This is a genomic window from Spirillospora sp. NPDC048823 (assembly GCF_043198445.1).
Classification (GTDB): Bacteria; Actinomycetota; Actinomycetes; order Streptosporangiales; family Streptosporangiaceae; genus Spirillospora.
In genome coordinates this window covers 343,862-370,758 of sequence record NZ_JBICUT010000008.1, presented here as the reverse complement: position 1 = coordinate 370,758, position 26,897 = coordinate 343,862, and the positions used below count along the sequence as shown (strand labels likewise).

The 26,897-nt window shown below is 73.2% G+C and carries 23 protein-coding genes and 1 rRNA gene; 8 read left to right on the top strand and 16 right to left on the bottom strand.

Translation table 11 applies throughout. From position 1 onward, the window contains the following. Positions 1 to 93, top strand: a 5S ribosomal RNA gene (rrf, locus tag ACGFK0_RS21070); the annotation flags it as partial. A 481-nt stretch (positions 94 to 574) separates the two neighbouring features. Here rrf and ACGFK0_RS21065 read toward each other — a convergent pair. The 5 genes from ACGFK0_RS21065 to ACGFK0_RS21045 all read right to left on the bottom strand — a co-directional run bounded on the left by ACGFK0_RS21065 (position 575) and on the right by ACGFK0_RS21045 (position 5,181). Beyond that, positions 575 to 1,189: a TetR/AcrR family transcriptional regulator gene (locus ACGFK0_RS21065; protein ID WP_392906949.1), complete on the bottom strand. Its 615-nt coding sequence runs from the start codon at positions 1,187 to 1,189 to the stop codon at positions 575 to 577. A 4-nt stretch (positions 1,190 to 1,193) separates the two neighbouring features. Next, on the bottom strand, positions 1,194 to 1,976 hold the full coding sequence (locus ACGFK0_RS21060) for a fatty acid desaturase family protein (RefSeq protein ID WP_392906948.1): 783 nt from the start codon (positions 1,974 to 1,976) through the stop codon (positions 1,194 to 1,196). Continuing rightward, positions 1,973 to 3,448, bottom strand: a complete 1,476-nt coding sequence (locus ACGFK0_RS21055) for a phytoene desaturase family protein (RefSeq protein ID WP_392906947.1) — start codon at positions 3,446 to 3,448, stop codon at positions 1,973 to 1,975. Before ACGFK0_RS21055 ends, ACGFK0_RS21060 begins: the two co-directional genes overlap by 4 nt. Before the next feature lie 175 nt (positions 3,449 to 3,623). Beyond that, the gene (locus tag ACGFK0_RS21050; RefSeq protein ID WP_392906945.1) at positions 3,624 to 4,301 is read right to left on the bottom strand and encodes a DUF998 domain-containing protein; all 678 of its coding nucleotides are present in this window, start codon (positions 4,299 to 4,301) and stop codon (positions 3,624 to 3,626) included. Positions 4,302 to 4,377: 76 nt separating this feature from the next. Beyond that, complete coding sequence (locus ACGFK0_RS21045) at positions 4,378 to 5,181, bottom strand: metalloregulator ArsR/SmtB family transcription factor (RefSeq protein WP_392906943.1); 804 nt, start codon at positions 5,179 to 5,181, stop codon at positions 4,378 to 4,380. An 84-nt stretch (positions 5,182 to 5,265) separates the two neighbouring features. Between ACGFK0_RS21045 and ACGFK0_RS21040 the strand changes: the two genes are divergently transcribed. Next, positions 5,266 to 5,685 (top strand): SAM-dependent methyltransferase, encoded by a 420-nt coding sequence (locus ACGFK0_RS21040; protein ID WP_392906942.1) that lies wholly within the window; start codon positions 5,266 to 5,268, stop codon positions 5,683 to 5,685. Positions 5,686 to 5,709: 24 nt separating this feature from the next. Here ACGFK0_RS21040 and ACGFK0_RS21035 read toward each other — a convergent pair whose 3' ends face one another. Continuing rightward, positions 5,710 to 6,318, bottom strand: a complete 609-nt coding sequence (locus tag ACGFK0_RS21035) for a TetR/AcrR family transcriptional regulator (RefSeq protein ID WP_392906941.1) — start codon at positions 6,316 to 6,318, stop codon at positions 5,710 to 5,712. Between the two features lie 99 nt (positions 6,319 to 6,417). On the opposite strand from ACGFK0_RS21035, the gene ACGFK0_RS21030 reads away from it, so the two are divergent. From ACGFK0_RS21030 to ACGFK0_RS21015, 4 genes are read left to right on the top strand one after another with little or no spacing between them, the layout of a single operon-like run. After that, positions 6,418 to 8,172 (top strand): acyclic terpene utilization AtuA family protein, encoded by a 1,755-nt coding sequence (locus tag ACGFK0_RS21030; RefSeq protein ID WP_392906939.1) that lies wholly within the window; start codon positions 6,418 to 6,420, stop codon positions 8,170 to 8,172. Continuing rightward, a complete protein-coding gene (locus ACGFK0_RS21025) occupies positions 8,169 to 9,761 on the top strand; it encodes an acyl-CoA carboxylase subunit beta (protein ID WP_392906938.1) in 1,593 nt (530 codons plus the stop codon). Before ACGFK0_RS21030 ends, ACGFK0_RS21025 begins: the two co-directional genes overlap by 4 nt. 5 nt (positions 9,762 to 9,766) lie before the next feature. Next, complete coding sequence (locus ACGFK0_RS21020) at positions 9,767 to 11,728, top strand: acetyl/propionyl/methylcrotonyl-CoA carboxylase subunit alpha (RefSeq protein ID WP_392906936.1); 1,962 nt, start codon at positions 9,767 to 9,769, stop codon at positions 11,726 to 11,728. Beyond that, the gene (locus tag ACGFK0_RS21015; RefSeq protein ID WP_392906935.1) at positions 11,725 to 12,879 is read left to right on the top strand and encodes an acyl-CoA dehydrogenase family protein; all 1,155 of its coding nucleotides are present in this window, start codon (positions 11,725 to 11,727) and stop codon (positions 12,877 to 12,879) included. The genes ACGFK0_RS21020 and ACGFK0_RS21015 overlap by 4 nt, the downstream gene beginning before the upstream one ends. Here the strand turns inward: ACGFK0_RS21015 and ACGFK0_RS21010 are convergent. The 6 genes from ACGFK0_RS21010 to ACGFK0_RS20985 form a co-directional block, all read right to left on the bottom strand. Further along, positions 12,833 to 13,444: an AAA family ATPase gene (locus tag ACGFK0_RS21010; protein WP_392906934.1), complete on the bottom strand. Its 612-nt coding sequence runs from the start codon at positions 13,442 to 13,444 to the stop codon at positions 12,833 to 12,835. The two genes, ACGFK0_RS21015 and ACGFK0_RS21010, sit on opposite strands and share 47 nt — an antisense overlap. Further along, complete coding sequence (locus ACGFK0_RS21005) at positions 13,441 to 14,505, bottom strand: enolase C-terminal domain-like protein (RefSeq protein WP_392906932.1); 1,065 nt, start codon at positions 14,503 to 14,505, stop codon at positions 13,441 to 13,443. Before ACGFK0_RS21005 ends, ACGFK0_RS21010 begins: the two co-directional genes overlap by 4 nt. Positions 14,506 to 14,575: 70 nt before the next feature. After that, positions 14,576 to 15,046, bottom strand: a complete 471-nt coding sequence (locus ACGFK0_RS21000) for a hypothetical protein (protein ID WP_392906931.1) — start codon at positions 15,044 to 15,046, stop codon at positions 14,576 to 14,578. A gap of 40 nt (positions 15,047 to 15,086) precedes the next feature. Then, the gene (locus ACGFK0_RS20995) at positions 15,087 to 16,583 is read right to left on the bottom strand and encodes an LCP family protein (protein WP_392906930.1); all 1,497 of its coding nucleotides are present in this window, start codon (positions 16,581 to 16,583) and stop codon (positions 15,087 to 15,089) included. Positions 16,584 to 16,701: 118 nt separating this feature from the next. Continuing rightward, positions 16,702 to 18,168, bottom strand: a complete 1,467-nt coding sequence (locus ACGFK0_RS20990; RefSeq protein WP_392906929.1) for an LCP family protein — start codon at positions 18,166 to 18,168, stop codon at positions 16,702 to 16,704. 138 nt (positions 18,169 to 18,306) lie between these two features. Continuing rightward, positions 18,307 to 19,743, bottom strand: a complete 1,437-nt coding sequence (locus tag ACGFK0_RS20985) for a GuaB1 family IMP dehydrogenase-related protein (RefSeq protein WP_392906928.1) — start codon at positions 19,741 to 19,743, stop codon at positions 18,307 to 18,309. 698 nt (positions 19,744 to 20,441) lie between these two features. On the opposite strand from ACGFK0_RS20985, the gene ACGFK0_RS20980 reads away from it, so the two are divergent. Further along, positions 20,442 to 21,347, top strand: a complete 906-nt coding sequence (locus ACGFK0_RS20980; protein WP_392906927.1) for an Lrp/AsnC family transcriptional regulator — start codon at positions 20,442 to 20,444, stop codon at positions 21,345 to 21,347. A gap of 74 nt (positions 21,348 to 21,421) precedes the next feature. Here ACGFK0_RS20980 and ACGFK0_RS20975 read toward each other — a convergent pair whose 3' ends face one another. From ACGFK0_RS20975 to ACGFK0_RS20965, 3 genes are all read right to left on the bottom strand, one after another. Then, positions 21,422 to 22,294, bottom strand: a complete 873-nt coding sequence (locus ACGFK0_RS20975; protein ID WP_392906926.1) for a LysR family transcriptional regulator — start codon at positions 22,292 to 22,294, stop codon at positions 21,422 to 21,424. Between the two features lie 93 nt (positions 22,295 to 22,387). Next, positions 22,388 to 23,992 (bottom strand): MFS transporter, encoded by a 1,605-nt coding sequence (locus tag ACGFK0_RS20970; protein WP_392906925.1) that lies wholly within the window; start codon positions 23,990 to 23,992, stop codon positions 22,388 to 22,390. A gap of 77 nt (positions 23,993 to 24,069) precedes the next feature. Then, complete coding sequence (locus ACGFK0_RS20965; protein ID WP_392906962.1) at positions 24,070 to 25,104, bottom strand: GDP-mannose 4,6-dehydratase; 1,035 nt, start codon at positions 25,102 to 25,104, stop codon at positions 24,070 to 24,072. Positions 25,105 to 25,279: 175 nt separating this feature from the next. Here ACGFK0_RS20965 and folP point away from each other — a divergent pair, with 175 nt between their 5' ends. Next, entirely contained in the window at positions 25,280 to 26,119 is an 840-nt protein-coding gene (folP, locus tag ACGFK0_RS20960) for a dihydropteroate synthase (protein WP_392906923.1), read from the top strand. An 8-nt stretch (positions 26,120 to 26,127) separates the two neighbouring features. On the opposite strand, the gene ACGFK0_RS20955 is transcribed toward folP, so the two are convergent. Further along, complete coding sequence (locus tag ACGFK0_RS20955) at positions 26,128 to 26,715, bottom strand: CGNR zinc finger domain-containing protein (protein ID WP_392906921.1); 588 nt, start codon at positions 26,713 to 26,715, stop codon at positions 26,128 to 26,130. Between the last annotated feature and the right edge of the window lie 182 nt (positions 26,716 to 26,897).

Here is a 26,897-nt window from a genome sequence, read left to right as displayed (position 1 = left end):
ACACCCGGTCCCATCCCGAACCCGGAAGTTAAGCCCTTCAGCGCCGATGGTACTGCATGGGAGACTGTGTGGGAGAGTAGGACACCGCCGGACTCGTATTGCAGAAAGGCCCCGCCGACACCGGCGGGGCCTTTCTCATTTTGAGGCTTTTGTGGTCGTTCGGTGTACCGCGGGGTACCGGACCGTCGCACTCGGAGTACATCCGGAAGGCGGTCAGGGGCGAACCTGGTGTTCCACGCGGTGACGTATGTACTCGTCTGGATGCGAGCGGGCGATCGCCACCGCGGCGTCGACGAGGCCGTGCAGTTCCGGCGGGTGGGCGGACCTCCACAGGGAAAGTCCGGGGAGGATGCAGCGCCGAACATAGGTCGATCAGGCGGACGATGTCGGCGAGACACCGTAGGAACGGTGCTCATCCGTCATCGGTTCTCCCCGGCAGCGCCATGAACGACTGCACGGCGCCGGACACTTTCTCGGCGGCTGCTTCATTGTCACCCGAGTTCATGTCGGCCTCCCAGTCCGGAATCGGAAGCTGCCCGCGGCTGCGTTGAGCTGAGCAGGGACACGGGCCTTCTCAATTCTCGGGGATCGTTGCGGGGCCGCGGGCGAAGGCGTCCCAGAGCAGCGCGGCGGATTCGGCGGTGTTGAAGAGCGATTCGATCCGGGAGCGGTCGTCGTCCAGGTGGACGAGCGTCTGGACGCCGAGGAACATCGCGACCGCGATCATCCCGACGTCACGGGACGGGACGACGTTCTCCAGGGCCGTTCCGCCGACGAGGCGCTGGACCGCCGCGGCGGCGAAAGCGGACCACGATTCGACGTGTGCCAGAAGTTCCTCCCGCAGCCTCGGCGACGTCGCCGAGGCGGTGAAGAGCTCCTGGACGGCGTCGATGTGGCCCTGTTCGCGCACGTCCGCGGCATACACGTCACGGAGGCGCGAGAACAGGTCGGTGGCGTCCGTGCAGGAGCCGAGCGCCTCCTCGTAGCGTTCCATGCGGACCCGGCTCGTTTCGCGGAGTGCCGCGACCAGGAGGGCTTCCAGATCCTCGAAGTGGTAGTAGATGACGCCCGGTGCGAAGCCGCCCGTCCTGGCGATCGAGCGTGCGGTCGTCCCGCCGTAGCCCTCGACCGCGAGCGTCCGGATGGTCGCTTCGAGGAGCCGTTTCCTGGCCTCCGCGCGTGGCGCCATTCGTTCAGATCACTTTCCACGGTTTCACCCCGGCCTCGGCGAGGACGGGGTCGAGGCGCCGTGCGAGGCGCGCCAGGTGGTGGCTTGGCACCTGCGGGTACAGATGGTGCTCCAAGTGGTACGTCAACTCCAGGAACAGCGCGGGGACGACACGCCCGCGCAGGGTATGGGTCTGCGTGAGCGGCGTGTCCCCGTAGTGCCGGTGCGGCAGGTGGACGGTCAGCAGCGGGTAGACCCAGCTTCCCACGATCATCATGACGGCGTAGGCGAGGAGGCCCCGGGAGAACAGGGTGCCCGCGCCGACGGCGGCGAAGGGCGGTGCCGCCTCCGCCAGCAGCCATGCCCGCTGACCGGCGGAGCCGCGCCGGAACGCCCACCACCACAGGCGGATGAGGAAGACCGGCCCGTAGAGGACCGCGCCGAGCGCGGACAGGTTCGCGGGATATCCCTCGGGGTCCTCGTCGCTGGGGAACGTCCGATGATGCTGCAGGTGGGTCGCGCGATAGGCGTGGCCGCTTTCCAGCAGGACCGTGCCCAGCAGGAACAGCGCCCATTCGGTCGCCCGCTTGCCGAGACCGAGGGACCGGTGGACGACGTCGTGCGTCGCGGTCACCACGGCGACGAAGACCCCGAAGGCGATCAGCGGTGTCAGCCACCACCATCCCGCGAGCCACGCGGCGGCGAACAAGGCGACCCCGGCGAAGGGGAGGGAGAGGGTGAGGATCCGCCGTGGGCGGGTCGTGACGAGCAGGTCGGGGCCCAGTTCGGACAGTCTGGGGACCGTCATCGCGCCACCGCCGTCCGGCGCGCGGACTTGAGCGCCTCGTCTGCGACGATCCTGCTGCCCAGGGCGCACGCGACGGTGCCGAGGCCGGGCCAGGTGGAGTCGCCGACGAGCCACAGGCCGGGCACGCCCAGCGAATGGGGGACGGCGTTCTGGTTGGCGTTCCCCGGCGACTGGTGGGCGCCGCCGACCGCGCCGCCCGGCCGGAACGCGAAACGCTCGTACGAGCGCGGTGTGCCCACCTCCCGGACGCGTGCGCGTTCGCCGAGTGTGGGGTGGACGCGGCGGGCCAGACCGACGAGACGCTCCCCGATCTCGTGCTTGCGGGCCTCGTAGTCGGCGTCCGGCAGCCCTTCCCATTCCGCGAGCCGCGTGTGCGTGGAGATCATCACGGCGCGTTCGCCCGGCGGTGCGCTCTCGGTGTCGCCCCGCGCGGACACCGACACGAACATGTTGTTGCCGTCGCCGAGCGGCCGGCCGTAGTCGTGCAGCAGTTGATGGTGGGTGAACTCCTGGCCGGCGACCTCGTCCTCCGGGACGCCGAGGAACACGACGATCGCGCCGCCCATGTCGTGCTCGTCCCGTTCCAGGTAGGGCTTGAGCGGGCGCGCGAGGTCGGGGACGACGCGTGCGGTCGTGGCGGCCGGCAGCGCGCTCACGACCTGCCGGGCGTGGACGTCGCCCTGTGACGTGTGGACGACGAACGCCCCGGCTCGTCCGGTGACCCGTTCGACCTGGCAGCCGACGCGCAGCCGCCCGCCGATCCCGCGGTAGTGGGCGAGGAAGCGCCGCCAGAAGCCGCGCATGCCGCCGTCCGCGCGGGTGAGCCCGGCGCCGCGGATGGTGACGCCCAGCGCGGCGTTGATGAGCGGGGCGCGGTCGACGGTGCTGTGCACGGTGTCCTCCACCAGCATCGACAGAAGCCCGACGAGCGGTGCGTCGCCGCGGAGGCGGTGCCGGACGAGGACGTCGCCGAGGGTGGTGTTGAGGTGGCGGGCGAGCGGGAGGCCGCGGGGCCCGAGGGCCCGCAGGTTGTGCATCGCGTCCGCGGGACGCCGGATCGGCAGCCGCACACCGGCGCGGCTCGCGTCCCAGAAGACGTGCGCGAGGCGGTCGAGCCGGTCCCAGAACGCGCGGTGCCGGGGGCTGTCGCCCAGCGCGCGCAGCCGTTCGCGGTGCCAGGCGCGGGTGTCGCGGTAGAGGGTGACCTTGCGGTCGGGCAGCCAGCCGACGTAGCCGGGCAGTGCCTCGCCGGGGACCGGGTCCATCCCGACGCTGTCGAGGAGTTCCGCGCCGACCCCGCCGGGTTCGAAGTCCACCATCGTCGTCGCGCCCACGTCGAAGGAGAAGCCCCGCCGCCGGTAGTAGCCGGCGCAGCCGCCCACATGGCCGTGCGCCTCGATCACGAGCGTGGACACGCCGGCCGCCTGCAGCCGGGCCGCCGTCGCCATCCCGGCGAGGCCCCCGCCGAGCACGGCCACCTCGCACGACGCGGGAAAACGCGCCGCTCTCCGTGGACGATCCACCTGAACGCTTGTTCTGAACATGAGTTCAGATTCCGTCAGGCGTCGGATGCGGTCAATGCGCGGAGGCGGACATGGCCGGAGGCGGCCCCGCTCCGGCCGTGGAGCGGGGCCGCCTCCGGGCGGTTCAGGTGCGGCCGGCGGATTCACGCAGGAACTTCAGCGACAGGACGGCGGCCCACGTCCAGATGACGGCGCCTCCGGCGAGCATGAGCCGGAAGTCGCCCGCCGGGAGCGCGGCGAACCCCAGGACAAGGTACACGGACGGTGCGGCGGCGCTGTAGACCGTCCAGCCGGTCCGTCCCTCGCGGAGGAACCGGCGGGCGAACACCACGCAAGCCGCGCTCAGCGCGAGGCCCATCCCGACCGGGGCGAGGTTGTGCAGCATGCCGTGCCAGCTGACCTCGCCGGCGCCGCCTGGCGTACCGGCCGGGAAGCCGTCGGCGGGGTCGGTGCGGAACATCCCGGCCCACACCAGGCTCGCGCCGTAGACGGCGATGAGGGCGGTGCCCCAGGTGCGGCCGGCCGTGCCCGGTTCCAGGACGCGGCGCAGCCCGGCGGCGGACGCCGTGACGAGAACGCCGCAGACCAGGAAGTTCGCGGTCTGGATCCACCCGTGCTCGCCGAGCGCGAGCATGCTGAGCGGATGGCGCGCGGCGTCATAGCCGTCGCGGGTGAGCGCCTGCGCGACGATCAGCAGCGTGAACAGCGGCCCGGCGGCGGCTCCGCCGGCGAGCAGTGCGCGGGCGGAGGCGGGCCGGGTGTCGGGACGGGACCGGCCGGCGGCGGTGGAAGGGCTGAGCATGAGGACTCCACTTCGGGGGATGGCGGCGGCCGGGCCTCGGCCGCCGGCGTGCGATGACGCGGGGGCACGGCGATGATCAGGCGAAGAGGGACTCGCCGGTCTCCAGCAGGGTCTTCAGGTCGCTGAGCGTCTGGCTCCAGCCGCCGCCGGCCCCGGGGGTCTCGCCCGCGGACTGCGCCGCCGTCTGCGGTGCGCCGGTGACGTCGTGGGTGACGGTCAGCCGCGTGATGCCGGGTTCGTCGTCCTCGATCTCGTAGGTGAGCCGTGTGGACGGCTCGCCGAGCCACAGCGCCTTCCATGTCTGGACGAGCCTGCGCGGCGGGTCCGCCTCGATGACCTCGCCGTCGATCACCACGTCCGGGGCGCCGTGCTCCTTCATCGCGTCGCTGGCGAGGCCGCGGAAGGCGCCGCCGGGACGCAGGTCGTACTCCACCGGCGCCTGGTAGCCGAACTTCACCGTCCACTCCGGTTTGGTGATGGCGTCCCAGATGGCCTGCGGTGTCGCTTTGATGTACACCCGGTACACCTGGACGGTCCTGTCGCCGCCGGTCTCGGTCGTCGTCATGTCGGACTCCAGTTCTCGCTTGAGGTCGGTGAGCGCCGCGACGGGCGGCTCGGTGTACTTGCCGATCCACCGGTCGTGGATCAGCCGGATCGGCACCGGGTTGAGGAAGTGCAGCTTCTCCCGGCCCGAACGGCGCGGGACCACCAGCCCGGCGTCCTCCAGAACGCGCAGGTGCTTGGCGACCCCGAACCGTGTCATCTCCACCTCCGACTCCAGTTCGCCGAGCGTCCGCCCGTCCCGGGCGAACAGCAGGTCGAGCAGGAACCGGCGGGTCGGGTCCGCCAGCGCCTTGAACGCCAGATCGTCGTCGTCCACACCCGGAAAATACGTGACCAAAAGGTCACATGTCAACCATGGTCGAGGAAAGCCGCGCCGGGGCGGGTGCCGTATCGTCGGTCCATGACGCTCTCGCCCCGGCTCGCCGAGATCGTGGACGCGCTGCCGCTCGCACCGGACATGCGGGTCCTGGAGATCGGCTGCGGGCCGGGCGCCGCCGCGCGGGCCGTCGCGGCGCGGCTCGGCACCGGGCACGTTCTCGCGATCGACCGGTCCGCCAAGGCGATCGCGCAGGCGGAGGCCGCCTCGGCCGCCGAGATCGCCTCGGGACGCATGAGCGTCCGGCGAACCGCGATCGAGGACTTCTCGCCCGAACCCGGCGAAGGTCCCTTCGACCTCGTCTTCGCGGTGCGGGTGGGGGCGCTGGACGGCCGCCATCCGGAGGCCGGCCGGGAGGCCGTGCGGTCCATCGCGGCGGTGCTCGCTCCCGGTGGCCGCGTCTTCATCGACGGCGGAAGCCCCTTGCGGGAGATCACCGTCTGAGCCGCGCCCCGCGGACGTGCGGGGTCAGCCGCCGAGGGCCTGGTCGAGCGTGGCGGCCCACTGGTTCAGCAGGCGGGTGCGGCGGGCCGAGTCGTCGGTGAGGAGATCGGCCAGGCCGAGGCCGCGGACGAGATCGAGCGTCGCCTGGACGGTCTCGCGGACGCCGGGCACGCTCTCGTCCGCGCCGAGCGCCTCGATGGTGAGACGGTGCGCCTCGCGTCCGACCCGGGCCTCCAGGGGGACGACCCGCGCGCGCAGCTGATCGTCGGAGGCGGCGGCGACCCAGAGTTGCAGCGCGGCGCGGAACAGCGGGCTGGTGTACATCTCGCCGAGCAGCGCGACGACCTCCAGGGTGGACGGACGCCGGTCGGCCAGCGCGTCCAGGCGCTCGCGCATCTGCGTCATCCGCACGTCGGAGCCGTACTCGACGGCCGCGGTGACCAGTTCCTCGCGCGTCCTGAAGTGGTGCTGCGCGGCGCCCCGGGAGACGCCGGCGCGCTCGGCGACCACCGCGACCGTCGTCCCCGCCCAGCCCACGGAGGCGAGGCAGTCGACGGCCGCCTCCAGGAGGCGCCGCCGGGTCGCGCGGCTGCGGTCCTGCTGCGGTTCACGGGGGACTGCCTGCGTGGTCATGTGGTCCTCGGCTCGGCGGACCTCCAGTCAACCAAAACGCCTTCAAAGAAACAATCATGCATGATTGATTTTTTCCGTCCGGGCTGGCAGGGTTCTGCCATGAGCCAACCGCTGCGGGTCGGTAACGCCTCGGGCTTCTACGGCGACCGCTTCTCCGCGGTCCGGGAGATGCTGGAGGGCGGGCCGCTGGACGTCCTGACCGGCGACTACCTCGCCGAGCTGACGATGCTGATCCTCGGGCGCGGCAAGATGAAGGACCCGGACGCCGGGTACGCCACCACGTTCCTGCGGCAGATGGAGGAGTGCCTCGGGCTCGCCGTGGAGCACGGCACCGCGATCGTCGCCAACGCCGGCGGGCTCAACCCGCGCGGGCTGGCCGCCAGGCTGCGCGAGCTGGCCGGGCGGCTCGGCCTTGAGGTGCGGATCGCCCATGTCGAGGGCGACGACCTGCTGGCGCGGGCGGTGGACCTGGGGCTCGCCGATTCACGCTACGGCGCGCCGCTCACGGCCAACGCCTACCTGGGGGCGTGGGGCATCGCCGAGTGCCTCCGGAGCGGCGCCGATGTGGTGGTGACCGGCCGCGTCACCGACGCGTCCCTGGCCGTGGGGCCGGCCGCCGCGCACTTCGGCTGGGCCCGCGACGACTGGGACGCGCTGGCCGGCGCGACGGCCGCCGGGCACGTCCTGGAATGCGGTGCGCAGGCGACGGGCGGTAACTACGCCTTCTTCGAAGAGATCCTCGGCGAAGAAATCTACAACGTAAAGGCGCCGGGTTTTCCGATCGCCGAGATCCACCCCGACGGCTCCAGCGTGATCACCAAACACGACGGGACGGGCGGCGCCGTGACCGTCGAGACCGTCACGGCGCAGCTGCTGTACGAGATCGGCGGGCCGTACTACGCCGGCCCGGACGTCACGACGCGCTTCGACACGATCGAACTGGCGCAGGACGGCCCCGACAGGGTGCGCATCAGCGGCGTGAAGGGCGTTCCGCCGCCCGCGACCACCAAGGTGTGCCTCAACCATCTCGGCGGTCACCGCAACGAGATGACGTTCGTCCTCACCGGGCTCGGCATCGAGGCCAAGGCGGAACTCGCCAGGAGGCGGCTGGAGGCGGCGTTCGGCGACGCCCCGCCGGCCCGCGTCGAATGGACGCTCATCGGCACCGCCGGCCCGGACCCCGCCACGCAGGGGGAGGCCACCGCGCTGCTGCGCTGCGCCGTCCTCGACCCCGACCCGGAGAAGGTAGGCCGCGCGTTCAGCGGCGCGGCCGTGGAACTGGGACTCGCCGGCTACCCCGGCTTCACGATGACGTCCCCGCCGGGCAAGGGCGGCCCCTACGGCGTCTACACGCCCGCGTTCGTCCCCAACGAGGCCGTCGAACACGTCGCGGTCACGCACGAGGGCGAGCACGTTCCCATCCCCTCCGCACCCGTCGTGGCCCCGGCCGGCGAACCCGCAGGCCACGGGGCGGGAGAACAATCGCCCGCTGTGGAGAACCCGGCCCCCGCACCCGGGGGCACGGCCGTCCGGGTGCCACTCGGGCGGGTCGCGGGGGCGCGGAGCGGGGACAAGGGCGGGGACGCCAACATCGGCGTGTGGGCGCGGACGGACGCGCAATGGCGGTGGCTGGAGCCGTTCCTCACCGTCGAGCGGTTCCGTGAGCTGCTGCCCGAGACGCGCGACCACGCCGTCCAGCGGCACGTTCTGCCCAACCTCCGTGCGGTCAACTTCGTCGTCGAGGGGCTGCTGCAGGAGGGCGTATCGGCCTCGACCCGGTTCGACCCGCAGGGCAAGGCCCTCGGCGAGTGGCTGCGGTCCCGCCTCGTCGACATCCCGGAGGCAGTCCTTTGACGCTCAAGAGCACGATCGACCCGCGCGGCCCGGAGTACCGGGAGCGCCGCGCGGCCATGCTGGAGAAGATCGCCGCCCTGGACGCCGAGCACGCGAAGGCGCTGGAGGGCGGCGGGGAGAAGTACGTCGCGCGGCACCGCGGGCGCGGCAAGATGCTCGCGCGGGAACGCATCGAGATGCTGATCGACCCGGACTCGCCGTTCCTGGAGCTGAGCCCCCTCGCCGCGTGGGGCAGCGACTTCCCCGTCGGCGCCAGCGTCGTCACCGGCATCGGGGTCGTCGAGGGCGTCGAATGCGTGATCGTGGCGAACGACCCGACGGTGCGGGGCGGGGCCAGCAATCCGTGGACGGTGAAGAAGAGCTTCCGGGCGTCCGACATCGCGCTGGAGAACCGGCTGCCGCTCGTCAACCTCGTCGAGTCGGGCGGCGCCGACCTGCCGACGCAGAAGGAGATCTTCATCCCGGGCGGGCGGATGTTCCGCGACCTGACCCGGCTGTCGGCCGCCGGGATCCCGACGATCGCGCTGGTGTTCGGCAACTCCACGGCGGGCGGCGCGTACATCCCCGGCATGTGCGACTACGTCGTCATGGTCAAGGAGCGCGCGAAGGTGTTCCTCGGGGGCCCGCCGCTGGTGAAGATGGCGACGGGGGAGGAGGCCGGCGACGAGGAGCTCGGCGGCGCGGAGATGCACGCGCGGGCGTCGGGCCTCGCCGACTACATGGCCGTGGACGAGGCCGACGCGCTGCGCCTTGGCCGCCAGATCGTCAAGAACCTGGGGCACCGCAAGCCGGGCCCGCCGCCCGGCCCGGTGGAGGAGCCGCTGTACGACGCGGACGAGCTGGCCGGCATCGTCCCCGAGGACCTGAAGATCCCGTTCGACCCGCGCGAGGTCATCGCCCGGATCGCGGACGGCTCACGGTTCGACGAGTTCAAACCCCTCTACGGGACGAGCCTGGTCACCGGCTGGACGCGCGTCCACGGCCACCCGATCGGGGTGCTCGCCAACGCGCAGGGCGTCCTGTTCAGTGAGGAGGCGCAGAAGGCGGCGCAGTTCATCCAGCTCGCCAACCAGCGCGACATCCCGCTGCTGTTCCTGCACAACACGACCGGCTACATGGTCGGCAAGGACTACGAGCAGGCCGGGATCATCAAGCACGGCGCCCTGATGATCAACGCGGTGGCCAACAGCACGGTCCCGCACCTGTCGATCGTGATGGGCGCCTCCTACGGGGCGGGCAACTACGGCATGTGCGGCCGCGCGTACGATCCCCGGTTCCTGTTCACGTGGCCGAGCGCGAAGTCGGCGGTGATGGGCCCGCAGCAGCTGGCGGGGGTCCTGTCGATCGTGGCGCGGCAGGCCGCCGAAGCGCGCGGGCAGGCCTACGACGAGGAGCAGGACCGGGCGATGCGGGAGATGGTCGAGGCGCAGATCGAGGCGGAGTCGCTGCCGTACTTCCTGTCGGGACGGCTCTACGACGACGGCGTCATCGACCCGCGCGACACCCGCACCGTGCTCGGCCTGTGCCTGTCCGCCGTCCACAACGCGCCCGTGCGCGGAGCCGGCGGCTTCGGCGTCTTCCGGATGTGAGGGTGATGATCGCAACAGTGCTGGTCGCCAACCGCGGCGAGATCGCCCGCCGCGTCCTGCGGGCCTGCCGGGACCTCGGCATCGGGACGGTCGCCGTCCACTCCGACCCGGACGCGGGCGCGCCGCACGTCCGGGAGGCGGACGTGGCGGGGCGGCTGCCCGGGGCGTCTCCGGCGGAGACGTACCTGTCGGCCGAAGCGCTCCTCGCCGTGGCGAAGAGCGCCGGGGCGGACGCCGTCCACCCCGGGTACGGGTTCCTGTCGGAGAACGCGGACTTCGCGCGGGCCGTGACCGACGCCGGCCTGACCTGGATCGGCCCGCCGCCGGCGGCGATCGCCGCGATGGGATCCAAGATCGAGGCCAAGAAGCTGATGGCCGCCGCGGACGTCCCGGTGCTGCCCGAACTCGACCCCGCCCAGGTGACCGACGCGGACTTCCCGTTGCTGGTGAAGGCGTCCGCGGGCGGCGGCGGGCGCGGCATGCGGATCGTCCGGACGCCCGAGGAGCTGCCGGACGCCGTCGCCGGGGCGCGCCGCGAGGCGGAGTCGGCGTTCGGCGACCCGACCGTGTTCTGCGAGCCGCTGCTGGAAGGCGCCCGGCACATCGAGGTGCAGATCCTCGCCGACGCGCACGGCACCGTCTGGGCGCTGGGCGAACGCGAATGCTCCATCCAGCGCCGCCACCAGAAGATCGTCGAGGAGGCGCCGTCGCCCGCGGTCGGCCCCGGACTGCGCGCCGAACTGTCCGGGGCGGCGGCGAGCGTGGCCCGCGCCATCGGCTACACCGGGGCGGGCACGGTCGAGTTCATGCTCGCCCGCGACGGCCGCTTCTTCTTCCTGGAGGTCAACACCCGCCTCCAGGTCGAGCACCCGGTCACCGAGTGCGTGTACGGGGTCGACCTGGTCCGGCTGCAGATCGAGATCGCCGAGGGGGCGCGGCTCCCGGACGCGGCGCCGGAGCCGCGCGGCCACGCCGTCGAGGTCCGCCTGTACGCCGAAGACCCGGCCCGCGACTGGCGTCCGGGCAGCGGCCCGCTGCACACCTTCGAGGTACCGGACGTCGACGCCGAGTTCGCCGTCCCCGCCTCGTACGGGCTGCGGCTCGACAGCGGGGTGGAGAGCGGCGGCGAGATCGGCGTCCACTACGACCCGATGCTCGCCAAGGTGATCGCGTGGGCGCCGACCCGCCGCGCCGCTGTCCGCCGCCTCGCGGCCGCGCTGCGCGGCGCCCGCATCCACGGCCCGGCCACCAACCGCGACCTGCTCGTCCGGATCCTGGAGGAACCCGCCTTCCTGGACGGCGACACCGACACCGGGTACCTGGACCGGGTCGGCCTGGACGCCCTCGCCGCTCCGCTGGCCGGCGAGGCGGCGATCCGGGTGTCCGCACTGGCCGCCGCGCTGGCCGGAGCCGCCGCGGACCGGGCCGCCGCGCCGGCGCTCGGCGGGCTCCCGTCCGGGTGGCGCAACGTCCGGTCGCAGCCTCAGCGCAGGGCGTTCGAGGGGCCGGCCGGGCCGATCACCGCCGACTACCACCTGGACAGGGGCGGGCTGGTTTCCGGACTGTGCCCGGGCGGCTCGCTGGTGAGCGCCGCACCGGAGCGGGTCGTCCTGGAGCATGACGGGCTGCGCGAAACGTTCACGGTGACCACGGCCGGTGACTCGGTGTACGTCGACTCCCGCCTCGGCCCGGTGGCGTTCCGGGCCGAGCCGCGCTTCGCCGACCCGAGCAGCCACATCGCACCGGGCTCGCTCCTCGCGCCCATGCCCGGGACCGTTGTGCGCGTCGAGACCGAACAGGGCGCTTTCGTCGCCGAAGGGCAGACCCTCATCGTCCTGGAGGCGATGAAGATGGAGCACCGCATCGCCGCCCCCGCCTCCGGGACGGTCGCCGAACTGAACGTCGCGGAGGGACGGCAGGTCGAGTCCGGCGCCGTCCTCGCCGTCATCGAAGGGACATCCGGATGAGCTTCGTCGAGACCGAGGAGCGGCGGGCGCTGCGCGCGGCCGTCGCCGAACTGGGCGCCGCGTACGGTGCCTCGTACTACGTGGAGAAGGCCAGGTCCGGGCAGAAGACCGACGAGCTGTGGTCCGAGGCGGGGCGGCTCGGCTACCTCGGCGTGAACGTGCCCGAGGAGTACGGCGGCGGAGGCGGCGGCATCGGCGACCTCGCCGCGGTGTGCGAGGAACTGGCCGCGGCGGGCTGCCCGCTGCTGCTCATGGTCGTCTCCCCGGCGATCTGCGCCACGATCATCGCGCGGTCCGGCACCGGGGACCAGAGGAAGCACTGGCTTCCGCGGTTCGCGGAAGGCTCGGTCAAGATGGCGTTCGCGATCACCGAGCCCGACGCGGGCTCCAACGCGCACCGCATCACCACCACGGCGAGGCGCGACGCCGGCAACTGGGTGGTGAGCGGGCAGAAGACCTTCATCTCCGGTGTGGACGAGGCGGACGCGGTCATGTTCGTCAGCCGCACGCAGGACCAGAAGGGCAACCTGCGTCCCTCGCTCTTCATCGTCCCGACGGATGCGCCGGGGTTCTCCTGGACGCCGATCGACATGGAGATCGTGTCGCCGGAGAAGCAGTTCGTCTGCCACCTCGACGACGTCCGGCTGCCCTACGACGCGCTCGTCGGCGACGAGGACGGCGGGCTCCTGCAGCTGTTCGCCGGCCTCAACCCCGAGCGGATCATGGCGTCCGCCATGGGCGCCGGGATCGGCCGCCTGGCCCTCGGCAAGGCCACCGCCTACGCGAACGAACGGCAGGTCTTCGCAACGCCCATCGGCGCGCACCAGGGCCTCGCGCACCCGCTCGCCGCCGCGAAGATCGAGCTGGAACTGGCGCGGCTGATGGGGCAGAAGGCCGCCTGGCTGTACGACGAGGGCGACGACACCGGCGCCGGCGAGGCCGCCAACATGGCCAAATACGCCACCGCCGAGGCCGCGATCCACTGCGTCGACCAGGCCATCCAGACCCACGGCGGCAACGGCCTCACCACGGAGTACGGCGTCGGCATGCTCGCCGGGGTCGTCCGCCTCATGCGCATCGCCCCGGTCAGCCGCGAAATGATCCTCAACTACGTCGCGCAGCACTCCCTGGGCCTGCCCAAGTCCTACTGAGCCGAGCCAGCGCGTCGAGCTGCGTCTCCAGGGGGACGGGTGCCGTGAGGCGGTTGTCCACGGCCGTGTGGGGAACGGGCGGCGGCTCGTCCGGCCGCATCCGGGCGGTGAAGGCGTCGAAACCGGCCAGCTTGCCGGTGTCGCGCGGTGAGCCGCGTTCCTCCAGGCGGCGGCGCAGCGTCGCCGCGTCCGTGCGGACCCACACGAGACGCACCGGCGGGCCGCCCAGGGACCGCGTCCACTCCGCCCAGCGGACGCCGTCCCGGATGTGGCCGGTGAACGGGCCGCTGAGCAGCACCGGGCAGCCGTGCGTGCGGATCTCCCGGGCCGTCGCGGTCATCCCCGCGTACTCGTGCGGCTTGACGTGCTCGTCGTACCACGGGCCCTCGCGCTCACCCGGATCGCGGGCGGACGCGGCGAGGGCGGCCTCGACGAACGGCCCGTACATCGTGTCCTTGTCCAGCAGGGCCGGGACGGGCCGCAGCCGCGCCAGCAGCAGGTCCGACACGGTGGACTTGCCGGAGCCGGGCGGGCCCGCCACCACCCACACCGGGGCGGGGATCATGCCGACAGGCGCAGCCGGCGGGTCGCGAGCCGCTCGATGCGCGCCTCGTCGATCTCGTGGCCGAGGCCCGGCTGGGTGAGGGGGACCCCGACGACGCCGCCGGACGAGCGGACGGGCGGTGTCACGAACACCGGGCCGCCCGCCGGGTCCGACACGTCGCTCGGCAGCGTGCAGCCCGGCAGTGACGCCAGCGCGACGGCGGCGGCCTGCCCGATGCCGAACGCGCCGCACCCGCTGCACCACACGTCCCAGCCGGCCGCGTACGCCAGATCGTGGGCGCTGCGGGCGGCGGTCAGCCCGCCGAGCCGGTCCAGCCGCAGGTGCAGGGCGCGGCCCGCATCCAGCGACAGGGCCGCGTCGAGGTCTTCCAGGTCGCCGATGGCGGGGGCGACGGCGGCGCCCACCCGCAGTTGGAGCCGGGCGTGCGCGGCGAGGTCGCCGGCCGCGAACGGACGCTCGACCGCCGCCACGCCGTAGGCGTCCAGCCCCTCCAGCACGGCCAGGTGCTCGGCCGACTCGGAGTAGGCGTGGCCCGCGTCCGCCACGAGCGCCAGCGCCGGGTACGCCTGCCTGACCGCCCGGACCGGCTCGATGTCCCAGCCGGGGCGGATGTCGAGGGTGACGCGGGTGTGGCCCGCTCCAACGGCCTTGTTGACGCGGCCCGTGAGCGTGTCCAGCTCCGTCTCCGGCGTGATCCGCGCACCGGTCACGATGGACGTGCGGGTGCCGCCGAGCGCGTGCGCGAGCGGCAGGCCCTTCGTGCGGCACCACAAATCCCAGCAGGCGGTGTCGACGGCGGCGGCCGCCTCCCGGGCGCCGAGGTCGGCGGCGGCGGACACGTCCTCGGGACGGTCCAGGTCGAGCCCGACGAGCGCCGGACCCAGGCGCTCCTCGATGTCGGCCCAGGCCGGGCCCGGACCGCCGGAGCCGCCCGAGACGGCCATTTCGCCCCATCCCACGGCGTCGCCGCCGGTGAGGCGGACGAGGACGCTCTCCGGCCGCCGCCCGCGCGGCATCGTCACGCGGAAGGCGTCGCAGCCCTGGATCCGAGGCACCCGCACCCGCCCTTCGAGGAAGTGGTCTCCATCAATGATCCCCCCTCCGGGCACCTGCGAAGACACTCCGGGCGGGTCAGGGCGCGCCGGGCGGCCCGGACGCACCGCCGCGGAGCCGGTGCAGCACCGGCCGCAGCGGCCGCCGCTCGTACCCGCCGTCGGCGAGACCCGCGAGACGCTCGAACGGGTTGTAGGACGACCAGTCGCCGCACAGGAGCATCGACACGCCCGCGCACACCCCGTACAGCGGGATCATGACCGGGCCGAGGCACCAGGCGTACTGCGTGCAGTGCCGTGCCTCGTGCCGCAGCAGCCGGGACCCGTCGGCGAGACCGGACGCGTCGCCGCGCACGAGGACGACGTTGCCGACCGTGAACACCGGCGCGGCCGGCACCGGCGGACGGTAGCCCCCGGCGACCAGCAGCCCGCCCGGGGCCCGGCGGACGCCGCGGGGACGCCGGGTGGCGGTCGCGGCCAGCGCCAGACCCAGGGCCGTCGACAGGTTGACCGCGTTGACGACCTGCCGGAGCCGGTGCACCCGTTTCACGTGAACAAGTGTCCCGCGCCGGCGGCGCCGCCGGCAGTGGCTACGGGCAGTTCGCTTCCAGGGACACCGGTTCTCTGGTGGGCGCCCGCGTCGCGCCGCCGTCCGGCTGCCGCCCCGGCGTGGGCTGCTGCCCCGCCACGGGCGGGGACACGCTCGGCGACGCGCCGGGAACACCGCCCGGGTGGCTGCTCACCTGGCGGGGGTCGGTGTTGACCGCCTCGGACGCCAGCTTGCGGATGAGGTCGAAGTCGGGGTTCCCGGTGTAGATCAGCGGCGGCACGAACTGCAGGCTGTTGATCTGCGCGCCGTCCTTGACCTTGTTCGACAGCTCCACCAGCGCGGGCAGCAGCTCGTGCGGGATGTCGGTGGCCAGGGTCCGCTTGGCGGCCGCGGCGAGCTTGTCGAAGCTGGTGAGGACGGTCCGCGGGTCGGCCTGCTCGGCGATCGCGGCCATCAGGCACTTCTGCCGCCCCATCCGCACATAGTCGCTGCTGTTGGTGCGGGACCGGCCGTACCAGAGCGCCTCCTTGCCCGTCAGCGTCCGTTGGCCGGGCTCGAGCACCGCGCCCTCCAGCCCGTACGGGATGGGCTGCTTGATGTTGAGCTTGACGCCGCCCATGGCGTCGATGATGTCGGCGAAGCCGAACATGTCGACCAGGATGTAGTAGTCGACCCGCAGGCCGAGAATGCCGGCGATGGTGGCCTTCAGCAGCTCGGGGCCGCGCTGGTTCTTGGGGACGCCCGGCACCACGTCGGGGTGCTCCTCGGCGTACTGGTACACCTCGTTCAGCAGGCCCGGCGTCTGCGGGCCGGCGCCGGTGAAGCCGTAGGGGAAGCGGTCGCGGGCGGGTCCGGGCGGCAGCTGGAAGCTCTCCAGGTTGCGGGGGAGGCTCAGCAGCACCGTGTCGCCGGTCTCGGTGTCGACGCTGGCCACCGTCATGCTGTCGGTGCGCACGCCGGTGCGGTTCTCGGCGGAGTCGCCGCCGAGGAGCAGGATGTTGACGCGGGCCTGCCCGTTGAACGGGTCGTCGGCGTCGACCTCCTTGCCGTTCTCGCTGCCGCTGCGGAAGATGCTCGTCAGCGCGTCCCGGTAGACGTAGGTGCCGTGCGCCGACCACGCCACGGGGACCGCGACGGCGAAGCACATTACGGCGACGGACGCCGCGCCGAGCGTGCGGGCGGGCACGGACAGCCGGAGGGGACGCAGCACCTGGTAGGAGCGGATCACGATGAAGACCCACACCACGCCGAGCGCCACCAGCGCGGCGGACAGCCGCTGCAGCATGTCCGGCTGGACGGCCAGGTGCGTCAGGTCGGAGCGGTAGAAGGTGGCGGCGACCGCCACGGTGGCGGCGAGCGCGGCGTACAGGGACAGCAGCAGCCACCCGGCGATCCGCCGGCCCGCGACGATGTGGGCGACGCCCCACACCATGGCCGACGCCAGCGTCAGCGCGAGCGCCCGGGGCAGCCCCCCGGCGCCGCCGGAGGAGCGATCCCCGTCCCCTTTCCGGGCGCGCCGACTCGCCGATCGACCCATGTACGCTCCGATTCCCACCCACGGTGAAATAAGCCTGGCTCACATCTATCGACGCGCAGAACCGGTCAAAAGTTGCGTGGGAGTCGACCGCGTGCGAGCGCGTGTTGCCCGTGATGTCCTAGGTGCAGCTGTTGTTCAGGATATGCAATCCGGCCGTCTTATGGGAGCCCGACGCCGAGTCGCGGACCGCCCGCGCCGCCATCCGCCTGATCCCGGCGTAGTCCGGGCGCCAGGTCGAGATGAGGGGCGGGACGAACTGCAGGCTCGTGATCTCGGCGTTCCTGACCTTCGCCGCAAGGCCGACCAGCGGCGGCAGCAGCCCGCGCGGCAGATCGGTGCTGACGGAGTCCTTGAAGACCTGGGTGAGCCGCTGGAAGCTGCGCAGCACGGTGAGCGGCCCCGCCTGGCGGGCGAGCGCCCACATCAGGCATTTCTGCCGTCCCATCCGGTCGTAGTCGCTGCTGCCCGTCCGCGACCGCCCGTACCAGAGGGCCTCCCGGCCGCTCAGCGTGCGGCATCCGGGTTCGAGGACGCCCGCCGGTACCTGCTGCCTGGGCACGGGGACGGCGTCGGCCACACAGACCCGGACACCGCCGACCGCGTCCACGATCTGCCGGAAGCTGCGCATGTCGACCATCGCGTAGTAGGGGACGGGCCGGCCGAGGATGTGCGCGACGGTCCGCTTCAGCAGCTCGGCGCCGGGATCGGGGACGTGCCCACCGCCGGCGAGGACGCCGGGACTCCGGATGCCGGCCCCGTAGACGCCGTTCAGCAGCCCCTCGGCCGGGTACGGGACCCGCTCGCTGCCCGACCACACCGGCACGTGCTGCAGGTTGCGCGGCAGGCTCAGCAGAACCGTGTCGCCCGTCCCGGTGTCGATGCTGGCGAGGGTCATGCTGTCGGTGCGGATGCCGGGGCGGCCCACGTCGGCGTCGCCGCCGATGAGCAGGACGTTGAGGCGCGGGACGTGCGCCAACGGGTCGCCGGCGCCATGCGGGGCGGCCGGGCCGCCGGCGGCGCCGCGGGCCGCGTCCCGCTCGTCGGTGAACAGGCTCGTGACCAGGTCGCGCTGCAGGTGGCCGTAGTGGGCGACGGTCATCGGCGGGACGACGACCAGCAGGCACAGGACCGAAACGGTGGTGCCTCCGGCGAGCCGCCACAGCGGCGGCAGCCCGCCCGGCACCAGCACGGCGTAGGAATGGACGATCAGCGCCGCCCACAGCCCCGCGAGGACCGCGGCGCCGGCCGTCAGGGCCAGCAGCCAGCCGGGCCGCACCGACAGCTCGAGGAACAGGGAGCGGCCGTGGCCGGCGCAGATCGCCGCCGCGGTCAGCAGCACCGCCTGCGCGCCGAGCAGCGCCGCGCCGAGCCGGACACGCCCCGCCCGCAGGTGTGCGACGCCGGGCATCACCGGCGACACCGCGGCGATCAGCAGCGCCTCCGCCAGCCGCCGCAGCGCCGCGTCCCGCCGGCCCCGCACGGCCCGCCTGCCCCGCTCGTGCCGCTTGTCCCGCCCGCCGTCCTCCGACCGCGGACGGTCCGGCAGCAGCGGTGTCCGGCCCCCGATCGGCCCGCCGTCGAACATGCTCCGCCCCCCTCGGGGACGCAGACCCCCTTCTGCGTCCCCTGGGTCAAAAGCGTGCAGGTCAGCGAGCCGAATATGCCGCGACGGCGGCGGCGTGTCGCGAAATGCCGCGCCGGGAAGGCGGCGAAACCGGGAGGTTCACCAGCTGCTGGACAGCGGCATGCCCTCGGCGTAGCCGGCCGAGCTCTGGATCCCGACGGTCGCGCGCTCGTGGAACTCCTCCAGCGTGCGGGCGCCCGCGTAGGTGCACGAGCTGCGCAGCCCGGCGACGATCGAGTCGACGAGGTCCTCCACGCCGGGACGCCGCGGGTCCAGGAACATCCGGGATGTGGAGATGCCCTCCTCGAACAGCGCCTTGCGGGCCCGGTCGAACGGGGAGTCGTCGGCGGTGCGCAGCCGCACGGCCCGCGCGGACGCCATCCCGAAGCTCTCCTTGTAGAGCCGCCCGTCGGCGGCGCGCTGCAGGTCGCCGGGCGACTCGTAGGTGCCGGCGAACCAGGAGCCGACCATCACGTTCGCGGCGCCGGCCGCCAGCGCCAGGGCCACGTCGCGGGGATGCCGGACCCCGCCGTCGGCCCACACGTGCCGGCCGAGGCGGCGGGCCTCGGCGGCGCACTCCAGGACGGCGGAGAACTGCGGGCGGCCGACTCCGGTCATCATCCGGGTCGTGCACATCGCGCCGGGGCCCACGCCGACCTTGACGATGTCGGCGCCCGCCTCGATCAGGTCGCGGGTGCCCTCGGCCGTCACCACGTTCCCGGCCGCGACCGGGACGCCGGGGTCCAGGCCCCGGACGGCGGCGAGCGCGCCCAGCATCTTGTCCTGGTGGCCGTGCGCGGTGTCGACGACGAGCAGGTCGGCGCCCGCCTCCAGCAGCGCCTTGGCCTTGCCCGCCACGTCGCCGTTCACGCCGACCGCCGCGGCGATGCGCAGCCGCCCGGCACCGTCCACCGCGGGCTTGTAGAGGGTGGCGCGCAGCGCGCCGGTGCGGGTCAGGATGCCCGCGAGCCGGCCGGCGGCGTCGACGACCGGGGCGAGCCGGTGGCCGCGCTCGTGCAGCCGCTCGAACGCCTCGCGCGGGTCGACGCCGGCCGGCACCGTGACCAGGTCGCGGGACATGATGTCGCGGAGCTGGGCGAACCGGTCGACGCCCTGGCAGTCGGCCTCGGTGACGACGCCCACCGGGCGGTCGTCCTCGACGACGATCACCGCGCCGTGCGCGCGCTTCGGCAGCAGCGCGAGCGCGTCGCCGGCCGTGCTCGACGGGTCCAGCCGGATCGGGGTGTCCACGACCAGGTCGCGTCCCTTGACCCAGCCGATGACCTCGGCGACGACGTCGGCCGGGATGTCCTGCGGAAGCACCGCGATGCCGCCGCGCCGGGCGACGGTCTCGGCCATCCGGCGCCCCGATACCGCGGTCATGTTGGCCACCACGAGCGGCACGGTCGTACCGCTGCCGTCCGAGGTCGACAGGTCGACGTCCAAGCGCGACCCGACCGAGGAGCGGCGCGGGACCATGAAGACGTCGTTGTAGGTGAGGTCGTGAGCGGAGGGCTCACCGTTCAGCAGCTGCACGGCGGTACTACACACCAATCACAGGATCTGGGTGGCTGGGCCACCGTTCATTGTCGGCCATACCCGCCGATGCTCCGGCCAAGCCGTGACCGGGCCCGGCCGCCCGCCGGCCCGGACGGCGCGGTCCGCGGGGCCGTACCCAGGGGTGATGACTCTGTGTCCCCGTGGAGTGGCCGAATGATCTCCGGCGGTGCCTCCGGCCCCTTCCCGGCGTGGCGGAAGTGAACGCCGTGCCGGTGGGGCAAAACGGTGCAACGTGAGGCTTGGCTCTCTGTAAAGTTACCTCTTGACGTAACTGCGCCCTGGATGCACTTTTCTTACATGTGCCTCACGCGGACGGCGAAACCCGCCGTAGGGCGTGACAGCAGAACACCGGGAGAAGCGCATGCAGGTCAGGCACTTGAGCCCGGTCAGCCGCGCTCGCCCGCGCCGCGGGCCGCCCCGGCCGGGCGGCGACCACCGTGGTGATCATTGCCATCCCGCGCGGCCGCCGCCGACGCGAGGCGGAGGCGTTGCGCTCTCGCAGGGATTTACCCGGCGTCGGAAACGGCGCCGCGCGGAACCCGGCACAGACGCATCGACGGCCGCCGGGCATGGCGAACACGAGCAAGATCAATATTTGACGTCATACCGTCCTGAAATGGAATGATCTTGCAGTTGCTGGCAAAACGATTCATCGCACATCGAGGAGGAGAGCCGTGCTGGATGCGGTCGACGCCGTGCTCGTCCGCGAGCTCCAGCGGGATGGCAGAGCGACGTTCCAGGCGCTCGCCGACCGTGTCGGGCTTTCCCGCACGGCCGTGCGGGCACGGGTACAGCACCTTCTCGAGACCAAGGTCGTCCGCGTCGTCGGCATCGTGCACGCCGCCGTCGTCGGAGCGGAGGCGATCGGGCACCTCTCGGTCGCCGTGGACGGCTCGGCCAGGGAGGTGGCCGCGGCCATCGCCGAACGCCCCGCCGTCAGCTTCACCGCGCTGACCGCCGGCCCGCACGACCTGGTCGCGCAGGTGCGCACCAGCGACGACGCCGCGCTCGCCGCGGAGGTGGACCACATCAGGTCCGTCCCCGGGGTGCGCGTGGCGGAGGTGTTCCGGTCGGTGTCCACCGTGCGCGACACGCACGCGGTGGTGCGCGAGCTCGGCGAGGTCAGCCTCGACGACATCGACTGGCGGCTCCTGCAGGAGCTGCAGCGCGACGGGCGCGCCCCCTACACCCGGCTCGCGCACATCATCGGCCTGTCGCAGGCCGCCACCCGGGCCCGGGTCGTCAGGCTCATGCGCTCGGGCGTCATCCAGGTCACCGGCCTGGCCGACCCGCTGGCCCTCGGCGCCGCCGAGCTCGGCGGGTTCGGGCTGACGGTGACCGGGGGGCTGCGCAAGGTCGCCGAGGCGGTCGCCGCCCAGGACGGCGTCCGCTACCTGGCGACGGGCTTCGGCCGCTACGACATCGTCGGGCAGGCCGAGGCGACCTCACGCAGCGAGCTGGTCGCCGTGCTGGACGCGATCCGGTCGGTGCCCGGGGTCACGGTCAGGGAGTCCTGGCACCACCTGGACGTGGTGAAGGAGTCCTACGCCGTCGAACTCCCCGAGCACGGGTCGTCCTGACCGGTCCCGCCGCGGCCTCGGTGCGAACCGCGGCCGAGGCGGGACCGGCACGCCCCGTCACGGGCCGTCCGGCGTCACTGGTCGCCGCGGCCCGTCTCCTTGGCGAACGTCAGGAAGTCGCGCGCGGCGGGCGGGAGCCTGCGGTGCGCGTGGACCAGCCCGATCATGCGGGTGATCGGCGGCATGAACGACCGGACGGTCACCCCCTCGGTGTCGTCGATCTGGTTCCGGTACCACAGCAGGGACCCCAGCCCGGCGCGGACCCAGCCGAGCCAGGCGCCGCGCTCGTCGGACTCGACGGCGGCGACCGGGGTGGCGCCGACGCGGCGCAGCACCAGGTCGATCTCGGCGCGGCGGGCGCTGCCGCGGGCGGGCAGCACGAGCCGCATCCCGTTCAGCGCGGCCGGCGACACCGGCTCCCGGACCTTCAGCGCGGGCGGCGAGATCAGCACGACCTCCCGCTGCTCGAACGGATGCGCGGACATGTCGCCGGGGACCGGCAGATCGGTCAGGGCGAGGTCGGCGCGGCCCGTGCGCAGCGCCGCCGCGACCTGGTCGCGGTCCGCGCAGCGGACCACCCGGATCCGGACGGCCGGCTGGTCGCGGGCGAAGCGGGGGATGAGCCGGCCGGTCAGCTCCGGCTCCAGGGACGCGGTGACGGCGATGCGCAGCTCCGCGCCCCGCCCGTTGGCGCGGGTGACCGACAGGGCCTCGATCGCCTCGACGGCGCCCAGCGCGACGCGGGCCTGCCGGACCACCTGCTCGCCCGCGGGGGTAAGCGCGACACCGCGGCCGGAACGCGCGAACAGTTCGACGCCGAGCTCGCGCTCCAGCTCGCGGACGGCCCGCGAGAGCGCGGGCTGGGCCACGTAGAGAGCCTGGGCCGCCGACGTCATGGTGCCGTGGTCGGCGGTCGCCACGACATAGCGCAGCTGCCGCAGATTCATGCCTTGACCGTATGACAACGAACCGTTCCGGTCCTGGACATAGCCGGAATCGGACCGAGAATCAGCGGCGGCGCCCCCCGTCCGGCCAGGTGATCAAGGTGGCGGGCCCGGTGGCGGGGCCTTGCGCGGGCCCGCGGGCGGGTCGGCAGGGACGGTCTCCGGCTCGGGCTGCAGCTGCGGGGCGCCGACGCCGCACTGGCTCCTGCACTCCGGCCGGACCTGCTCCCCGGACGGGGTCCGCAGCGCGTCGTCGCCGATCGTCAGGAGGCTCAGCACCGCCCCGCAGGCCAGGATCGCGGCGCACGTCACCATCGCGATCGCGAACCCGCGGGAGAAGTCGGCGGGGTTCCGGTAGGCGTCGCCGGTCAGCCCGGCCAGCGGCGGGATCGCCGCCACCGCCAGGAGCCCCGCGGCCCGCGCCACCGCGTTGTTGACCCCGCTGGCCACGCCCGCGTGGCGGACCTCAGCGGTGGCGAGCACGGTGGCGGTGAGCGGCGCGACCACCGCCGACAGGCCCAGCCCGAACACGATCACGGCGGGCAGGACGTCGCGCCCGTACGAGGTGTCCGCGCCGATCCGGGAGACCATCAGCATCCCGGCGGCCGCCAGCAGCAGCCCGCCCGCCATCGGCAGCCGCGGGCCGATCCGCTGCGCGAGCGCGCCCGCCCGCGCCGACAGCAGCAGCATCAGCACGGTGACCGGCAGCAGCGCCGACCCCGCGGCGATCGGCGAGAACCCGCCGACGACCTGCAGGTGCAGCACGAACAGGAAGAACATCACGGCCATCCCGCCGTACATGATGAACGTGACGACGTTGACGGCGGAGAACTGCCGGGACGCGAACACCTCCAGCGGCAGCATCGGCTGCGGCGCCTCCGGAGCGCGCGCCTCCCGTCCGGCCGTCCCCTTCGCCCGCCGGCCGGGCGGCCGCTCCCGGCCGCGGCTCCGCTCGACCACCACGAACGCGGCGGCGGCCGCCAGGCCCGCGACGGCGGCGGCCCCGATGACCGCGGGGTTCACGTCACCGCCGGGCGCCTCGGTGAGCGCGTAGGTCGTCCCCGTCAGGGCGAGCGCCGCCAGGGCCGCGCCGAGCACGTCGAAACGCCCGTGGGCCTCGGGGTCGGCGCTCTCGGGGACGTGCCGGGCCGCCACCAGCACCACCACGGCGGTCAGCGGCACGTTCAGCAGGAACACCCACCGCCACCCGGCCGCCTCCACCAGCCAGCCGCCCGCGAACGGCCCGACCGCGGCGGCGACGCCGCCGAGGCCCGACCAGGCGCCCACCGCGCGCGGACGGTCATCGGGGACGAACGACGACTGGATGATCGCCAGCGAGCCGGGGGTGAGCAGCGCACCGCCCACGCCCTGCAGCGCCCGCGACACGATCAGCATCTCGATGTTCAGGGCCAGGCCGCACAGCGCCGACGCGACCGCGAACCACACGACGCCGATGAGGAAGATCCGCCGCCGCCCGAACCGGTCGCCGAGCGAGCCGCCGAGCAGGATGAACCCGGCGAGCGTCAGCGTGTAGGCGTTCACCGTCCACTGCAGCCCGGCCATGTCGGCGCCCAGGTCCCGCGCCAGCGCCGGCAGCGCCACGTTCACGACCGTGGCGTCGAGCATCGCCACGCCCGACCCGAGCACCGTCGCCAGCAGGATCCAGCGCCCGGACCCGGTGCCCAGCCGGACGTCCGGCATCAGACGGTCGGTTCGTCGGCGGCCATGCCTGCATCGTGCCACGACCCGCCCGGTTCACGCCTCCCCGGCGGGACGGATCACCAGTGGTCGGGGCTGAACGGCTCGTCCTCGGGCCGCGCGGACCGCGACAGCAGCCGCAGGTCCGACTCGACCATCATCGTCACGAGCTCCTCGAACGTCACCGCGGGCTCCCAGCCGAGCTGCTCGCGGGCCCTCTTCGGGTCGGCGCACAGCAGGTCGACCTCGGCGGGACGCGTGTAGCGGGCGTCCAGGACGACGTGGTCCTCCCAGTTCAAGCCCGCCGTGCGGAACGCGAACTCGACCAGCTCCCGCACCGACTGCGTCTGGCCCGTTCCGATGACGTAGTCCTCGGGGGCGTCCTGCGTCAGCATCAGCCGCATCGCGCGGGCGTAGTCGCCCGCGTAGCCCCAGTCGCGCCGCGCGTCCAGGTTGCCGAGCCGCAGCTCGGTCGCCAGGCCCAGCTTGATGCGCGCCGCGCCGAGCGTCACCTTCCGGGTCACGAACTCGGCGCCGCGGCGCGGGGACTCGTGGTTGAACAGGATCCCGCTGACGGCGAACATCCCGTAGGACTCGCGGTAGTTCTGCGTGATGTAGTGGCCGTAGCTCTTGGCCACCCCGTACGGGCTGCGCGGGTGGAACGGCGTCTTCTCGTTCTGCGGCGTCTCCCGCACCATCCCGAACATCTCCGACGACGACGCCTGGTAGAACCGGATCTGCTCGCGGGCCGGCGTCCGGGACGGGCTGATGCCCGACACCACGCGGATCGCCTCCAGCATCCGCAGCACGCCCATGCCGGTCACCTCGGCGGTGAGCTCGGCCTGCTGCCACGACATCGGCACGTAAGAGATCGCGCCCAGGTTGTAGACCTCGTCGGGCTGTACTCGCTCCACCGCCGAGATCAGGCTGCCCTGGTCCAGCAGGTCTCCGGTGGTGATCTGAACGTCGCCGATGTGCTTGCGCAGCCGCGACACATGGGGGTTCGCCTGCCCCCGCACCAGGCCCCAGACCTCGTACCCCAGCCCAAGCAGATGCTCGGCCAGATACGAGCCGTCCTGTCCGGTGATGCCGGTGATGAGTGCTCGCCTGGACAGCGGATCCTCCATGGCTGAAATAGGTCCGACGGGGCCCACCACGGGTGAACCCGCAACGAGCGTGAAATATGAGATTACCGACCGCGCCACGTCGATGACGAGGGAGGGCACCGTTTGGACCGAATTCACTTCTGGTTCGCCCGCCGGGCCGCCGATGTGCCACGGTGAGGGGATCATGAGCTCTGCGCTGGTGCCGCCGCTGCGGCTGAACGGCCGCGAGATCGGCCCGCACGCGATCATGGCCGTGGTGAACCGCACACCCGACTCGTTCTTCGACCGGGGCGCCACCTACGGCTTCGACGCCGCCCTCGCCGCCGCGGGCCGGGCCGTCGCCGCCGGCGCCGACATCGTCGACATCGGCGGCGTGAAGGCCGGTCCCGGCGAGGACGTCGGCGTCGACGAGGAGCTGCGCCGGGTCGTCGACCTGGTCGCCGCCGTCCGGGACCGCCATCCCGGTGTGGTGATCAGCGTCGACACCTGGCGCGCCGAGGTCGGCGAGGCGGTCGCGCGGGCGGGCGCCGATCTGCTCAACGACACCTGGGGCGGCCCCGACCCCCGGCTCGCCGAGGTCGCCGCCGCGCACGGCATCGGCCTGGTCTGCTCGCACGCGGGCGCCCTCGGCCCCCGCACCCGCCCGCACCGGATCGGCTACGCCGACGTCGTCGGCGACGTGATCGCGCACATCACGGCCGAGGCCGAGCGCGCCGCCGCCCTCGGGGTACCGCGGGAGGCGATCCTCATCGACCCCGCCCACGACTTCGGCAAGAACACCCGGCACTCCCTGGAGATCACCCGACGGCTCGGCGAACTGACCGCCACCGGCTGGCCGGTACTGGTCGCGGTGTCCAACAAGGACTTCATCGGGGAGACCCTCGGCCGCCCGGTCGGCGCGCGCGGCGTCGGCACGACGGCCGTCCTCGCCGTCTCCGCGCTCCTCGGCGCCCGCGTCTTCCGCGTCCACGACGCCGCCGGCGCGCGCCGCGCCCTCGACGCGGTCACCGCCCTCCGCTCCTGAACGACCGCTCAGTGCGCGGCGGTCTCCTGCCGGGGCGAGTCGGCCCCGGCCTCCCGCTGGCGGGCCCGGTAGGCGGCCACGTGCATGCGGTTGCCGCAGGTGCGGCTGTCGCAGTAGCGGCGGCAGCGGTTGCGCGACAGGTCCACCAGGACCCGGGAGCAGTCCGGTGCCTCGCAGGTGCGCAGCCGGTCCAGCTCGCCGGACGCCACCACGTACGCCAGCGCCATGCCGCAGTCGGCGGCCAGGTGCTCGCCCAGCGGCGCGCCGGGCGCGAAGAAGTGCACGTGCCAGTCGTAGCCGTCGTGGTCGGTCAGGTGCGGGGTGGTGCCGACCTCGCCGACGATCTCGTTGATCTTCCGCACGGCGGACGGGACGCCGTCGGCGCGGAACACCGCGTGGAACCGCGCGCGCAGGTCCAGGACCCGCAGCAGGTCGGTGTCGGTGAGCTCGCCCACGTCGCTGAACGTGTTGCGCTCCACGAACGAGCGCAGGCCGGGCAGGCCGCCGAGCCGCTCGGCCCCGGACGCCGCCGCGCCGGTGTTGATCAGGTCGACGACGACGGCGAGCGCGTGCTCGGTGTCATGAGTGAAGATCACAATGACTCCAGTCTCGGGGACCGGGGCGGTCGTGTGCCCGGCAGCGCCGCCGGGGCCGGAACGCGGCCCGTGGGCCCCAACCATATGACGCGGATCGCGCACGTCCACGCGCACCCCGCCAGGATGCGCTGGCGCGTCGCGCGGCCTGATCCGGCCGGAACGTTCCATGTGCGGCGGGTCCC